Here is a 14,404-nt window from a genome sequence, read left to right as displayed (position 1 = left end):
CAGCTAAATTATTTTTTGGAGCCGCGGCAGGCTTCTTCCACCTCGATAAATCCGGGACGAACGTCAGAGGGAATGACCCGGCGGGCGAACTCCACCGCGATGGAAGCGGCAAAGCCCTTATGAAATGCCAGAAGCCCCTGTTTCAGACAAATATAATATTTGGATTCTTCTTCGCTCATGGACTGAAGATTCACCGCCAGCGGCTGAACAAAGCCATAGGACAGCAGGACACCGAGAAAGGTCCCGACCAGCGCCGCCGCTACTTTATGTCCGATGACTTCGGGAGGGCCGCCGATCGCGCCCATGGTGATTACGACTCCAAGTACGGCCGCGACGATTCCCAGGCCCGGAAGGGCATCGCCGATACGATTCAGATGCGATGACGGCTGGAGGTTTTCATGATGATGCGTTTCAAGATCCATGTCCAGCATGGCATCCAGATCATGCTCCGGAATACCGCCCATGATAATCAATCGCATGGTGTCCGAAAGAAAATGAAGGGCGTGACTATTCTTTATGAAATAGGGATATTTGGTCAAAATCGGGCTTTCCTCGGGTCGCTCCACATGAGATTCCAGCCCCACCAGGCCGTCTTTCCTGGCCACATTGAAAAGCTCATACATCATAACCAGCAAGTCAATATACTTCTGTTTGCCGGGGCCGGAACCCATTATCTTGGACAACTGCCGGAGCAGCGATTTCATTACTTTGACAGGCGAACCGATTAGGAGTGAACCAAGCGCCGCCCCGCCAATTATAAGAAACTCGGCCGGCTGCATTAACACCATTAAATGCCCCTTTTCCATCATATAACCACCCAGGACGGCGCCGGCGACGACAAGGATCCCAATAATAGCTAACATACTACCCCTAACCGCAAGATATAATTTCTGTTACAATTATCGTCATTTCCCGGGGAAACTGAAGGAATGGACCAAATCTCCCGTAAACCTTAAAAATTGTTGGAAATTATAAGACAAAACGCTATTTTGAGGCCATGGAATGTATATTTTGCCAGATAATCAGGGGTGAAAAACCGGCCCGAAAATACCTTGAAAATAATGAAGTTATCGTTTTCGCCGATATTCTGCCACGGGCTTCTATTCATCTGCTGATCTGCCCCAAGGAACATTTCACCAGCCTCCTGGAACTTCCCGATAAATTGGCGGTTCAGATGTTGGAAACCGCACGCATAATAGCCAAAGATCTTGGATTGGAGAAAAACTTCAGGCTGGTGCTGAATAATGGGGCCGCCGCGGGGCAGATTGTTGCGCACATCCATTTTCATTTTATGTCAAATGCCGGTGGTATTAAAATAAATTACAAACAGGACCAATTTTAGTCGATTTTTCTCTAATCCCGCCGAAATATTATATTGACATCAGGGGTTAAATTGTTATACTTAAATGTTATGGAATATTTTAACCAAATGAGAGTCCGAAGGGAGGGATATAGATGACAGGTGTCAGGGTTCGTGATGATGAATCATTTGAGAGAGCCCTACGCCGCTTTAATAAGTTTTGTGAGAAGACCGGAATCCTCACTGACATAAAAAAGCATCAGCACTTTGAAAAACCGTCGGAAAGGCGTAAAAGAAAACTGAATGCTGCGCGGCGAAAAATGCGCAAGTTGCAACTTTCTGAAGAGTAGCATCTATGTCTCTCAGTAAGAAGATTGACGATGATTTGATAAAAGCCATGAAGGGCGGTGAAAAGGACAAGGTTACCCTCCTCCGGGGCTTAAAATCTGATATCAAATATAGACGCATTGAAAACGGCGATGATTTATCCGAGCAGGATATCATCGCCGTTTTATCAAGTGCGGCCAAGCGAAGACGGGATTCGATTGAGCAGTTCCGCAATGGCAACCGGATGGATCTCGTCGAGAAGGAAACTTTCGAACTGGAAATTATCCAGTGTTATTTGCCCAAACAGCTTTCCGAGGATGAGTTGCGCGACTTGATCACGCAGTCGATTGCGGCCGTGAATGCCGACTCAGCCGCTAAAGTGGGAATGGTCATGAAGGACCTGATGCCGAAAGTAAAGGGTTTGGCTGACGGAAAGCTGATCAGTCAACTTGTCAGCAGGATGCTGTCGGGAGAAAAAGAATAACAGGTGCATGTTTCCCTCGGCACCTGGGAGGAGGTTGAATCATGAATTGGGTCGATATTATCTTATTAATACTGCTGGTGGCGGCGGTCATTATTGGTTCCAAAAAGGGCCTGATCCGGGAATTGATGGCTCTGGCGGTCCTCACGGCAGCCGTGATCGTTTCAATCAACTATATCGACATCATTGCCACGAAAATATATGCACAGTTGGGCGGCTCGCCGCTGATAACCGCGATACTGTCTTTCATAATTCTCCTTGCCTTTATTTATGCGGTATTTAAAATTCTCGGCATCATGTTTTACAAATTTGCCAACTTGCAGCGCCTGGGCAAAAAAGATCAGCTTGGAGGCGCTCTGGTCGGAGCCATCAGGGGCTGGATAATAATCAGCTTTCTGGTTTTCATGATTTTCCTTTTCCCGATGCCGGATAAGTTTTACGTGGAGTTCGACAATTCTTTTCTCGGCTCAACTTTTGCAAAAACCCTCCCGATGCTTTATGAAGGCTCTTCCACCCTGCATCCCAGGAATCCCAATTTTATGGAAAAAGTCGAAAACACGCTTTTACAACGGCCGCCGAGCGATTTGTCCGGCGATGATCTCGCCGATTTATCGAAAAACCGCGAGCAGGTTTACCGCGTTATATATCGGATGGATAAAGTATTCGGCAGCGGAGAAAAAGGAATATAAAATAAGCTGTTTCCCTTTTCGTTACAAATTTTTATATTCAGGCCGGTGGAAATACCGGCCTTTTTATTGTGAATTTATGTTATGCAAGATTTTGACCTACATAGCCTGGAGGTTCTTGAGTACTTCAAGATTATATCCATCTTGAAGGGGTTGTGCGTTACCGCATACGGTATCGACAATGTCGAAAGAGTCGCTCCCGGAACCGACATCGAGGCTATCCGCGAAAGGCTCGATGAAGTCTCCGAAATGAAGGATATTATCCTTTTCGGCGATGCCATTCCGCTATACCGCCTTGATGACGGCCGCGAGATGATCAGAAGGTCCCGAACCGAGGGAATTCATCTTGACCCGGCCTCGATTCTTCGTGTCCGGGAACTGATCGATCTCTCATCCCATCTTCATGACTATGCCAAATCGGAACGTGAACATTTCCCGCTGATCGAAAAATATCTGGCCGAACTTCACCCCTTTCCGGAAATCAAAAAAGAAATCGATCGGGCCATCGATAAAAACGGCGAAATTCTGGACAGCGCTTCGCAAAAACTGAAGCGGATCAGGATGGATCTATACGACCTCAAGCGGAAAATTACCGGCCGGTTGAGTGAGTTGCTCGCCCAAAGGCACAAAACCCCGGGCTGGCAGGATGACACCATCACCGTCCGCGACGGCCGCTATGTTATCCCGGTCATTGCCGGACAGTTTCAATCCGATTCGGGAATAATTCATGATCGCTCCAAATCCGGCTCAACTCTTTTCGTGGAGCCCAATGCCATTGTTGAGGCCAATAATCGGCTCGGTCAGTTGTTCCAGGATGAGCAGCTGGAGATCGATCGGATCCTGCGTCATCTTACCACCCTGATCGGCGAAGCGGCCGACCGCCTTCTGGCCAACTGCGAAATTATCGGCATCCTCGATTCGATTCATGCTTCGGCGAATTTATCGATCAAAATCGGCGGCAATAAGCCGTTAATGAGCAAAAACAGCAAAATCGAGTTGATTAAGGCGCGGCATCCGCTTATGGCCTATCGGGTCGGGAAAACCGATGATATCGTCCCGAACGATTTTTCGCTCAATGACTCCCGGCTGGCCATGATTATAACCGGCCCCAATACCGGCGGAAAAACGGTGGCCCTGAAAACGGTCGGCCTGCTGGTGCTGATGGCCCAATCCGGGCTGCATATCCCAACCGAGGCAAAATCCGAAATCGGAATTTTCAACAGTGTCATTGCCGATATCGGTGATGAACAGTCCATCGAATTGTCGCTCTCGACTTTTTCCTCGCATGTGCGGCAAATTATCTTTGCCGTCCGGAATGCCCGGGAATCAAGCCTGATTTTACTTGATGAAATCGGCGCCGGGACCGATCCCAAGGAAGGCTCCGCGCTCGCCGAAGCCATCATCCTTAAAATGGTGGAATTGAAGGCCAAGCTGATCGTGACCACCCATTACTCACAGTTGAAAACACTGCCGATGATTCAGCCCGAAATCGAGAACGCCTCATTTGAGTTCGACCGCGAATCGCTGGCGCCAACATTTAAGCTGTACACCGGCATCCCCGGCGGCTCCTACGCGGTCGAGATCGCCCAGCGACTCGGCATGCCGCGGGATATCGCGGCTCATGCCGCCAATCTGATCGGCAAAAGCGAGCGCTCTCTGACCGGCCTAATCGAATCACTCGAAAAGGACCTCTCCGTCCTGAAAAAAGATAAAGTCGAACTGGAGGAAAAACTCCGTAATGCCGCCAATCTCGAAAATCATTACAATGAAAAAATCGAGAAGCTGGAAAAGGAAATTGACGAAATCAAAAAACGGCAACTTGAGGAACTCGAAAGGACCCTAAATGAAACCCGCAGCGAGGTGGAACGCATCGTCAAGGAAATCAGGGAAAGCAAGGCTTCAACCGGCACCGTCAAACAGGCCCATAAGTTCCTTCAGGAGAAGAAGGAGACTCTGGAAAGGCTGAAGGCGAAGCATCAACCCAAACCGGCGCCATCCGATAAACTGGAGCCGGGCGACCCGGTTCTGGTCATTTCCCTGCGGGCCGAGGGCGAGTTTGTCGGCATGGCCGGCGATAATAAAGGCAAAGTGCGGGTCGGCAACATCATGAGTACCGTGGATATAACCGACCTTAAAAAAATCATCACGGATGCATCCGACAAAAAGCTGAAAAGCGCCGGCGGCCTGAGAGAGATGTCCGCTCCCGGCCCGGAAATCGACTTGCGCGGCATGACGGTCGAGGAGGCCCGCGAATCTCTGGATAAATTTCTCGATTCGGCCATGCTGTCGGGACTGCAGCAGCTTTATGTTATCCACGGCAAGGGCACGGGTAAACTTCGCAAGGAATTAACCGAATTTTTGAAACGGCATTCCGCCGTCGATTCTATCCGCCTCGGCGACTGGAACGAGGGCGGGGCCGGCGTAACCGTTGTAAAGTTGAGATAATGGCTGGAACCATCCCGGAAAATATCATCGAGCAGGTCCGACAGACCAGCGACATCGTTGACATCATCGGGCAGTACGTCCGCCTGAAAAAAAGAGGGCGGAATTTCCTGGCCCTCTGCCCCTTTCACACCGAAAAGACACCCTCGTTTTCAGTTTCCGCCGATAAACAGATTTATCACTGTTTCGGCTGCGGCAAAGGCGGGAATGTTTTCACTTTTCTCATGGAACATGAAAACATGAGTTTCGTCGAGGCGGTCAAGCTCCTGGCTCAAAAAGCGGGCATTACCATACCCGAAAGAAAAATCGACAGCTCCGCTAAAGAGGAACTGGATCGGTTGTACTATGCCCACCTGTTGGCGCTTAATTATTTCAAATCGATGTTGACCGCCCCGAAATACACGAACCAGATTACGAAGTACCTCAAGGATAACCGCCGCCTGACCGATGAATCGATCGCGTTGTTCCAGCTTGGCCTGGCCGGCGAGGAATGGGACGGCTTTTTGAATTTTGCCTTGAAAAAGGAGCTTTTTCCGAATGAACTGGTCAAGGCGGGATTGATAATTCATTCCGAAAAGCATGATAAGTACTTTGACCGATTTCGACAGCGATTGATGATTCCCATATTCAACCTCAGCGGCAAACCGATTGCCTTTGGCGGGCGCACCCTTAAAAAAGGGGAACCGGCCAAATATGTCAACTCGCCGGAAACAATGCTCTATTCCAAAAGCAATGTCCTCTATGGTCTCAATTTCAGCCGCCAGCTTATCCGCGAAAAAAATGAGGTTATCATTGTCGAAGGTTATTTCGATCTGATCTCGCTGTACCAGGCCGGAATCAAAAATGTGGTGGCTTCGTCGGGAACCGCTTTCACCGCCCAGCAGGCACGGCTTCTGGCGCGCTTTACCGATATGGCCTATTTATTCTTCGATGCCGACTCGGCCGGTCAGACCGCGGCCCTGCGCTCGGTCGATGCTCTCTACGACGCCGGCCTCGAGGTGTTGGTGATGATTCCGCCCGAAGGCGATGACCCGGATTCGGTGGCTGTCAGGGAAGGCGCCGCCGGTATCGATAAATTAAAAGAGAATGCTATGCGTTATCTGGAGTTCCGTGTAAAAAATATCGATCTAAAAAAACAGGGAATCATTGCCAGGGAAAAACTGATCAAGGAACTGGCCGAGTTGGCCGGCCGTATCGGCGATACCACCCGAAGACAGCTTTTTATCGCCGAAGCCGCCGAAATGCTGCAAACCGATGTTCGGACGTTTAACAATCTTTTGAAAATCGATATGGTCCCCAGAAAAGGATACGCCGGAGTCAGACCCCCCAAGAAAGTCGCCGATATCGAGCGGGACCTGCTGTCGCTTATTACGAATTATCCCGAATACATGGAAGATGTCAGCGACCGGCTGATGCCGGAGGATTTTCACACCGAAGCCTATGCCGGGCTTTATTCCCGGATGCTCGTGATATTGAAGGAGCATGGCTCCCTGTCGGCCGGGAGTATTATCAACTTTCTTGATGATGATTCGCTTGTCTCCGAAATGACTTTGCTGGCCGAAATCGACTGGGAAAAAGACCGCGCCCGCCCCATGATAAAAGATTATGTCGAGAAAATACTTTCGTACCGAAGGGAACGGGTTATCGACAAATTGAAGGTGGAACTTAAAGTCGCTGAAGATAAAGGCGACCATGAAACTGCCGGGAAACTGGCCGAGGAAATCGCCGGCCTGATTAAAAGGCGCAAAGAGTAGAAATGCTGAAACACCTCCATATAGAAAATTTCGCCCTGGTCAGCCGGCTCGATATCGAATTCGGGGAGGGTATGAATGTTCTGACCGGCGAGACAGGCGCCGGCAAGTCGATTATCGTGGGCGCTATCGCCCGGCTTCTCGGTGAAAAAGCGGATCAAACCGACATCCGCTCCGGTACCGGACTGGCCGTTATCGAGGCGGATTTCAATATCGGGGACAATGATGATATTATCAAAATACTCGATCAGGCCGAGATAGAGCATAATCGAAAAACGATTTCGATGCGGCGGGAAATCGTCCTCAACAAACCTTCTAAAAGTCTCATCAACGGGCAACTCGTAACCCTGACGCAATTACGCGATATTACCCGTCCCATGGCGGAACTGTTCGGCCAGCATTCGCATCAGCAACTGCTCGACGAAAAAAATCACCTGGGTTTTCTTGATCGTTTTGCGGGATTGAGCGATAAGGTCGATGAGTTGCGACAGGTATTCCATGACTGGCAAAACAGCGCCCAGCAGTTGAAGCGTCTGGAGTCACGCAAGGAAACCGAAAAAAAAGAACGGGAACTGCTGCTCTTTCAGAAAGATGAAATTGAAAAGGCCGGAATCAATATTGGCGAGGAGGAAGAACTCCTGGCCGAGCGAAAAATACTGGACTCGGCCCGGCTCCTGGGCGAAAAAGCCTCGCTTATCCTGCGCATTCTCGATCAGGATGAAAACGCCGCCCTGAATATTCTCGGCACCTGCCGCAAAGAATTATCCGATATGGCCGCAATCGATAAAAAACTTGAGCCGGAAACCGAATTGATGGAGAGCGCCATAATTAATCTTGAAGAATTGCGCACTCGCATCGAAGCTTATCTGTCATCCATTCCGGACGACCCTGATCGGCTGGAGCAGATCAATCTCCGGCTTGATGAAATCTATCGACTCAAGAAAAAATACGGCGGCTCCGAAGAAGCTATTCTGGAAACACTGAGGCAGATCAATTTCCAGCTTGGCCGCAGAATTGATGTTGAGGAGCAGTTGAAAATCCTTCGCGCCGACGAAAAAAAACTGCGTTTACGCTACACCGAAACGGCCCTGGAAATCTCTGCTATAAGACGAAAAGCCTCGCAAAAATTATCTCGGGTGGTCGAGAAAGAGCTTAACCAGGTCGGAATTAATTCGGCCAAATTCGACTTTGAATTTATTTATGAGTCCGATCCCGTCGGATTGGAATTCGAGGGAAAGAGAATTCGACCATTTCCCGAAGGCTTTGAGACCGGTCGTTTCCTGGTGTCGGCCAATCCCGGTGAACCGTTAAAGCCTTTGGCCAGAACAGCTTCCGGCGGCGAAATATCGCGGATTATGCTGGCGCTCAAGGCGGCCGATAAGCAAAAATCAGGAAAATACAAAATGCTGCTGGTTTTCGATGAAATCGATGCCGGTATCGGCGGCCGGACTGCGGCGATGGTGGCCTCAAGGTTGGCCGATCTGGCGAAATCATCACAATTGCTGGTAATTACGCATTTGCATCAGATAGCCTCCCTGAGCGATGATCATTATGCTGTGGAAAAAGTCGAATCGTCCGACCGGTCCAAAAGAAATATAGTGGCCGTCAAACACTTAGGCTCGGCCGACAGGAAAAAGGAAATTGAGCGAATGCTCAGCCTTCCCGAAAATGCCAATGTTTAACTTGACTAATTCTATTGTATTCCTGATGTTAGCCGATTATATGGCATTTTTCATTGAATAAATCAGCCTCGGACAGGTATACCAATTGAGTGTCGCGCAAGTAGAAGATAATATTTTGATTGCGGAAATCGCAGAGGGTGATAAATCCGCAATGAGAGCGCTTGTGGAAAGATATAAGCGAAAGGCATATTATCTGGCGCTGGGAATGGTCGGCAATCGGGATGAGGCTCTGGACATATCGCAGGAAGCATTTATAAGAGTCTTTAAGTCCGCCCGAAAGTTTGAACGGGACCAGAAGTTTTTCCCTTGGTTTTACTCAATTGTCGCCAATCTTTGCAAGGATGATCTTCAGCGCCGCGAAAAACGGGATTCAAAAGCCGTTGATTTGGAAGAAAATGATTTCCTGCTGGTGGATGAATCCAACCCTGAGACAAAAATGATACTTAAGGAACAAGCACAAATACTGCAAAAGGCGCTCGCGCAACTCTCTTTCGAAGACAGGGAGATAATTATGTTGAAACACTTTCGGGATATGCCATATGACGAAATTTCCAGACTGCTGAATATCCCGAAAGGAACAGTAATGTCGCGCCTGTATTACGCGCGCAAAAAATTGGCGAAATTATGTCATGAACTTGCATGAAGAAAAATTCAGTATAATGTTGTCAGGCTTTACCGACGGGGAATTAACCCCCGAGGAGAAGACCGAATTCGAAAGGCATCTTAAATTCTGCCCTGAATGCCAAAAAAAAGTGCAGGTGTTTCAACAACTTAAGGAGGTGACCGGGGCCATGAAATATGCGGATATTCCGGAACATGTCTGGGAAAATTACTGGCGCGGGACCTATCGCAGGCTGGAGCTGGGAATCGGATGGATCCTTTAATTTCTTTCTGAATCAGGCGGAGCCTTTGATTCTCAGAGTCGGAATCGGAGTTCTAATCCTGGGATCAATTTTTCTCTTGGTTTCAATCACTCGGGAACGGATATTTGCTTATCGACGCGACCGTTATAAGGAGATTCAAAGATGATAATAGTTAATACCGAAACAATACCGGGAATGAAAATTGTCAAGATGCTCGGTCTGGTCAGAGGCAACACCATCAGGGCGAGGCATGTCGGACAGGATATCAAGGCATCGTTCCGCACGATTATCGGCGGCGAAGTCGTGGAATATACCAAAATGCTTGCGGAAACCAGAGAACAGTCTCTTGACAGGATGGTCGAAGAGGCCGCCAAACTGGGAGCAAATGCCGTCGTGAATATACGATTCTCGACATCGGAGATAATGAGAGGAGCGGCAGAACTTCTGGCGTATGGGACCGCCGTCGTTGTCGAAAACGACAGTTGAAAAATATTTTATCTATTAAATAAAGGGAATAAACATGACTAAACCGCGCAAAGGATGGCTGGCGGCATTGTTGACATTGCTTATGCCGGGGCTCGGTCATCTGTATTGCGGAAAGCCAATTGAGGCGGCTGGTTTTTTTGTCGGTGCCATTACTGTCGGCTATATTGCTTCCGCAATCCTGATGTATTGGAATTCTCGCCCACTGAATTTCCTTGTTACCGCTATTATTGTCCCGGCCTATTTTATTTTTGCCATTGTACATGCCGTAAAAACCGCCCGGGCGGTCACCGACAGTTTTACACCCCGTTGGCATAAGCGCAAAGGATGGCTGGCGGCATTGCTCACATTATTTATGCCCGGCCTTGGTCACCTATATTGCGGCAAGCCGATCGCGGCCGCCATTTTCTTTGTCGGCGCTCTTATTTTCGGCAATATCGCCGCGGCAATTCTAATATATGTTAATTCCCATCCATTGAATTTTCTGGCGGCTGTCATATTAATCCTGGCATATTATATCATTGTCATTAAACTTGCCCACGGCGCCGCGAAACGGACATCCGGGAAATTTACTCCCGGCTGGTACAATCAGTCCTATGTCTATCTGGGCATCTTCCTCGTCTGCCTGTTCATATCATCCTATGCTTTCCCCGTCTTCCGGAACTACAAAGCCTTCGTCATCCCCACATCAAGCATGGAAAACGCCCTCATCCCGGGCGATTATATTCTGGCCGATTATGGTATCTATAACACGGAAGGTCCCGCCCCCAATGATGTAATAGTCTTCATTTGGCCGGTCGATAGCACGACCATGCATGTCGATCGATGTATCGCCGTTCCGGGCGACATAGTGGAATACAGAGACAAGGTGCTGTTTGTCAACGATGTCGAGGCCGCCCTGCCCTCGACTTCAAAACATATAAGTGATAATATCATCCCCCGCACCGAGGAAATGGCCAACACCCGGGATAATTTCGGGCCCTACCAGGTGCCCTCTGAATCTTATTTCGTGATGGGGGATAATCTTGACAATTCCTATGATTCCAGGTTTTGGGGAGCCGTTCCCAAAGATATGATTGTCGGCAAGGCGATGCGGATTTACTGGAGCTCGGACCTGTCCCGGCTCGGAATGGCTGTCAAATAATTCCGCCCCGAACGTCGTTTATTGTTTTAATTATGAATAAGAGCTGGCGCATGCCGGCTTTTTTCATTAATTATTAATCTTGTGAAGGCGGCAATACGATTGGAGACGAGAATAATTGATGCTTAGAAATAAATTGTCATTCCTGCCCGACAAGGCGGTCGTCTGGCTGGCCGTCTATCTCATGGGTGTCATCTATTTCGCTTTGTTCAGGCTGCTCTTTCTTCTGACTCATCTGCCCCTGGTTGACAATACCCCTCTCGCACTGTTGCTCCATTCTTTCTGGGTCGGGTTCCGCTTCGATAGTTCCATATTATGTATAATCATTCTGCCGCTGTTTTTGATATCACTGTTGCCTTTCGTAAAATTCGCACAAAGAAGGACCCGGACCATTTTCGTTACGGGTCTTTCGATTATCTTTGGAATTATCTTTTTCGCCTCGAGCGCCGACATTCGCTTTTATGATACTTTCAACAGCCGGCTGAATTACTGGGCGGTGGAGTATATCGAGTACCCGGGGCTAATGTGGTACGCCGCTTCGACCGCGGAAGGGGCCTGGTATTTGATTCTCTTGTGGTTCGCCGCCACGGTTTCTTTTATGCTTCTGACAAAAAAACTATTCAAATCTTTTTCATGGCCAGGCGATTACCATGGATGGAAATCAAAGACGGTTTCTTATGTCCTTCTTGCCGTAATCATGACTTTCGGAATCAGGGGTCGCCTGGGAATGACAGGACTTGATTGGGGCCTTGCCTTCTTCAGCGAGAATGAATTCGTCAGTCAACTGTCTCTAAACAGCGTTTTTACGCTGACTCGTTCGATTTATGAAGAGTTAAAGGACGGCAAACCGCTCTTTGGAAAAGAAGAAAACCGGTTGTCGTTTTACGATAATGACGTGGCCTGCATGACCGTCCGCGAAATGCTGGATATAAAAACCGATAGTGCCGCAGCATTTTGCGATCTGAAACAAACTATTGACTCAAACGACAAATACGGATTTCATCCCAATGTTGTCATTGTTATCATGGAAAGCTGGGGCGCCGACAAGACCGGCGCTCTGGGTTCGACACTCGGAATAACACCCGAATTCGACAAACTATGCACCCATGGCATCTTGTTTACCGATTTCTATGCCAACGGCGTCAGGACCAATCGCGGCATCACCGCCATTCTTTGTTCTTTCCCGTCTCTTCCGGGGCGATCAATAATGCAACGCTATGCCGCCGATAATCCCTTCACAAGCATTGCCCAAATCCTGGCTCCCTTCGGCTATGAATCCGTTTTTGCCTATGGCGGCGATATCGAATTCGACAATATGCGCGGATTTCTGAAAGAAGTGGGATACGACAAATTCTTCAGCGAAAGTGATTTTGGTTCGAAAAATGCCCTCGGCAAATGGGGTGTCCCGGATCACGTTGTCTTCGACAGTCTGATCAACTGGATTGATTCCACGAAAAGGCCGTTCAACCTGACCGTCATGACCCTGAGTAACCATGAACCATACCTGATTCCCGATGACAGATTTATGAAGTACGGAGAAGAGCATGAAAACAGCCGGATGTTGAATGCCTGTTATTATTCGGATTGGGCCTTGGGGGAATTCATGAATAAATTAAGGCAGAAACCGGTTTTTGACAGTACCATCTTCATCTTTACCGCCGACCACAGCCAGCATCACAGAACGATCCATCCTCTGGTCCCGGAGCGTTTCCATATTCCTCTTCTTTTCTATGCACCGGCGCTGCTGGGCGACAGCCAGACGGTTATAAGACGAACCGCCAGCCAGGTGGATATTATTCCCTCCCTGGCCGGTCTGCTTGGGATTAAGACAGAAATTTATTCCTGGGGCCGCGATCAATTTGCCCTTAACAGGAATGAGCCCGGTTTTGCCGTTATTTCCGATGAGGAAAAAACCGGGTTGATTGAAGGCTCGCTGTATTATTTGAACTGGATAAATCGTGTCAAAAGGCTTTACTACCTGACCGACGAGCCGTATCTGAGGCATAATATCCGCGATTCATTTCCGAATATTGCGGGTTATATGGACCTTCAGCTGAATTCTTACATGCAGATGGCCAATCTTCTTTCCCGGGGCGGCGGGAAACAAGGCGCCGCGCCCATAAAATAAAATCAGCCCAAAAGCCAAAATTCATTTATAAAAGCGGACTTGACCGGCTTGTTTTATAAGATTATAATATCCTATATTAATCAAACCTGATTCCGGGAAAATATGCCTGAATATCGACAGAATATGGCCACCAAGGAATGGGTGATTCTCTCGCCGGGGCGAGGAAAGCGCCCATCCGATTTTATAAAATCGGCGCCCGCCCGGGAGTCAGCCGCCCCTTATGAAGCGAAATGCCCCTTTTGTCAGGGCAATGAAGATTTGACCCTGCAGCCGTCATATGTTTACCCTGTCGATGGTAAATGGCTGGTGCGGGTTGTCCCCAATAAATTTGCCGCGCTTGATCCCGACCTGGACACACATAGAACCAGAGAAGGATACTTCGTGTCGGCCCATGGTTTTGGTATTGCCGAGGTGGTCGTGGAACACCCGCTTCACAACCCGACCATCGCCACCATGGAATCCGATCATATTCAACATATCCTGCGCGCCTACCGCGAGCGCCAGATCGAGATCAGCAGAAACCAAAAAGTTAATCTCGTCACCATTTTTCGCAATCATGGCCCCCTGGCCGGGACTTCACTGGCCCATCCCCACTCGCAGATAATAGCCACCCCGATTGTCCCGCCTCATGTCCGTTACCCGATGGAACAGGCGGTCCAGTATTATGACACGACCGGCCATTGCGTTTACTGCGATATGGTCAAAGAAGAGCTTAAGCAGGCCGAGCGAATAATTGTCGAGACCGATTATTTTGTGGCCTTTTGCCCCTATGCCGCCCGCTCCCCGTTTGAATGTCGCGTCTATCCCAAGTATCACAGCGCCAGTTACATGCTTATAAATGACAGCCTCATCATCGAGCTGGCGGGGGTCCTGCGTGAGGTGCTGGCCCGATTGTATCACGGCCTGAAAAATCCTGATCATAATTATATAATTCGATCCGCCCCGGTCGGCGACGAGGATACCCGGCATCAGCACTGGTATATGGTCATTATTCCCAAAATTACCACCGCCGCCGGATTTGAGATCGGTTCGGGTATATATATTAACACGATTTCACCCGAGGAGTCGGCGCAATATCTCCGCGAGGTGAAACTTACCGATTAGGAAGCCGCAACAATCA

General features: G+C 48.9%; 14 protein-coding genes. 13 read left to right on the top strand and 1 reads right to left on the bottom strand.

Annotated elements, in window-relative coordinates; genetic code table 11:
• Positions 1-8: 8 nt before the first annotated feature.
• A complete protein-coding gene (motA, locus tag CVT49_11720) occupies positions 9-863 on the bottom strand; it encodes a flagellar motor stator protein MotA (protein ID PKK82851.1) in 855 nt (284 codons plus the stop codon).
• 134 nt (positions 864-997) lie between these two features.
• On the opposite strand from motA, the gene CVT49_11715 reads away from it, so the two are divergent.
• The 13 genes from CVT49_11715 (at position 998) to galT (ending at position 14,388) form a co-directional block, all read left to right on the top strand.
• Positions 998-1,342 carry a histidine triad nucleotide-binding protein gene (locus CVT49_11715; protein PKK82850.1) on the top strand — a complete coding sequence of 115 codons (345 nt, stop codon included), beginning with the start codon at positions 998-1,000 and terminating at the stop codon, positions 1,340-1,342.
• A gap of 113 nt (positions 1,343-1,455) precedes the next feature.
• Positions 1,456-1,650 carry a 30S ribosomal protein S21 gene (gene rpsU, locus CVT49_11710; GenBank protein PKK82849.1) on the top strand — a complete coding sequence of 65 codons (195 nt, stop codon included), beginning with the start codon at positions 1,456-1,458 and terminating at the stop codon, positions 1,648-1,650.
• A 5-nt stretch (positions 1,651-1,655) separates the two neighbouring features.
• Positions 1,656-2,111, top strand: a complete 456-nt coding sequence (locus CVT49_11705) for a hypothetical protein (GenBank protein PKK82848.1) — start codon at positions 1,656-1,658, stop codon at positions 2,109-2,111.
• 41 nt (positions 2,112-2,152) lie between these two features.
• Positions 2,153-2,797: a hypothetical protein gene (locus CVT49_11700; protein PKK82847.1), complete on the top strand. Its 645-nt coding sequence runs from the start codon at positions 2,153-2,155 to the stop codon at positions 2,795-2,797.
• Between the two features lie 81 nt (positions 2,798-2,878).
• Positions 2,879-5,239 (top strand): hypothetical protein, encoded by a 2,361-nt coding sequence (locus tag CVT49_11695; GenBank protein PKK82846.1) that lies wholly within the window; start codon positions 2,879-2,881, stop codon positions 5,237-5,239.
• Complete coding sequence (locus tag CVT49_11690; protein PKK82845.1) at positions 5,239-6,990, top strand: DNA primase; 1,752 nt, start codon at positions 5,239-5,241, stop codon at positions 6,988-6,990. The genes CVT49_11695 and CVT49_11690 overlap by 1 nt, the downstream gene beginning before the upstream one ends.
• A 2-nt stretch (positions 6,991-6,992) precedes the next feature.
• Positions 6,993-8,669: a DNA repair protein RecN gene (recN, locus tag CVT49_11685; protein ID PKK82844.1), complete on the top strand. Its 1,677-nt coding sequence runs from the start codon at positions 6,993-6,995 to the stop codon at positions 8,667-8,669.
• A gap of 85 nt (positions 8,670-8,754) precedes the next feature.
• Positions 8,755-9,312 carry a hypothetical protein gene (locus CVT49_11680; GenBank protein PKK82843.1) on the top strand — a complete coding sequence of 186 codons (558 nt, stop codon included), beginning with the start codon at positions 8,755-8,757 and terminating at the stop codon, positions 9,310-9,312.
• A complete protein-coding gene (locus tag CVT49_11675) occupies positions 9,299-9,553 on the top strand; it encodes a hypothetical protein (GenBank protein PKK82842.1) in 255 nt (84 codons plus the stop codon). Before CVT49_11680 ends, CVT49_11675 begins: the two co-directional genes overlap by 14 nt.
• Positions 9,554-9,694: 141 nt before the next feature.
• On the top strand, positions 9,695-10,018 hold the full coding sequence (locus CVT49_11670; protein ID PKK82841.1) for a hypothetical protein: 324 nt from the start codon (positions 9,695-9,697) through the stop codon (positions 10,016-10,018).
• A 34-nt stretch (positions 10,019-10,052) separates the two neighbouring features.
• Complete coding sequence (gene lepB / locus CVT49_11665) at positions 10,053-11,159, top strand: signal peptidase I (protein PKK82840.1); 1,107 nt, start codon at positions 10,053-10,055, stop codon at positions 11,157-11,159.
• Between the two features lie 118 nt (positions 11,160-11,277).
• Positions 11,278-13,284 (top strand): hypothetical protein, encoded by a 2,007-nt coding sequence (locus CVT49_11660; protein PKK82839.1) that lies wholly within the window; start codon positions 11,278-11,280, stop codon positions 13,282-13,284.
• A 102-nt stretch (positions 13,285-13,386) separates the two neighbouring features.
• Entirely contained in the window at positions 13,387-14,388 is a 1,002-nt protein-coding gene (gene galT, locus CVT49_11655) for a galactose-1-phosphate uridylyltransferase (protein ID PKK82838.1), read from the top strand.
• Positions 14,389-14,404 lie beyond the last annotated feature (16 nt).

The sequence above is a fragment of the candidate division Zixibacteria bacterium HGW-Zixibacteria-1 genome (genome assembly GCA_002838945.1).
Classification (GTDB): domain Bacteria; phylum Zixibacteria; class MSB-5A5; order GN15; family PGXB01; genus PGXB01.
Note: the sequence above shows the minus strand (reverse complement) of the source record. Positions and strands in the feature narration are given on the sequence as shown.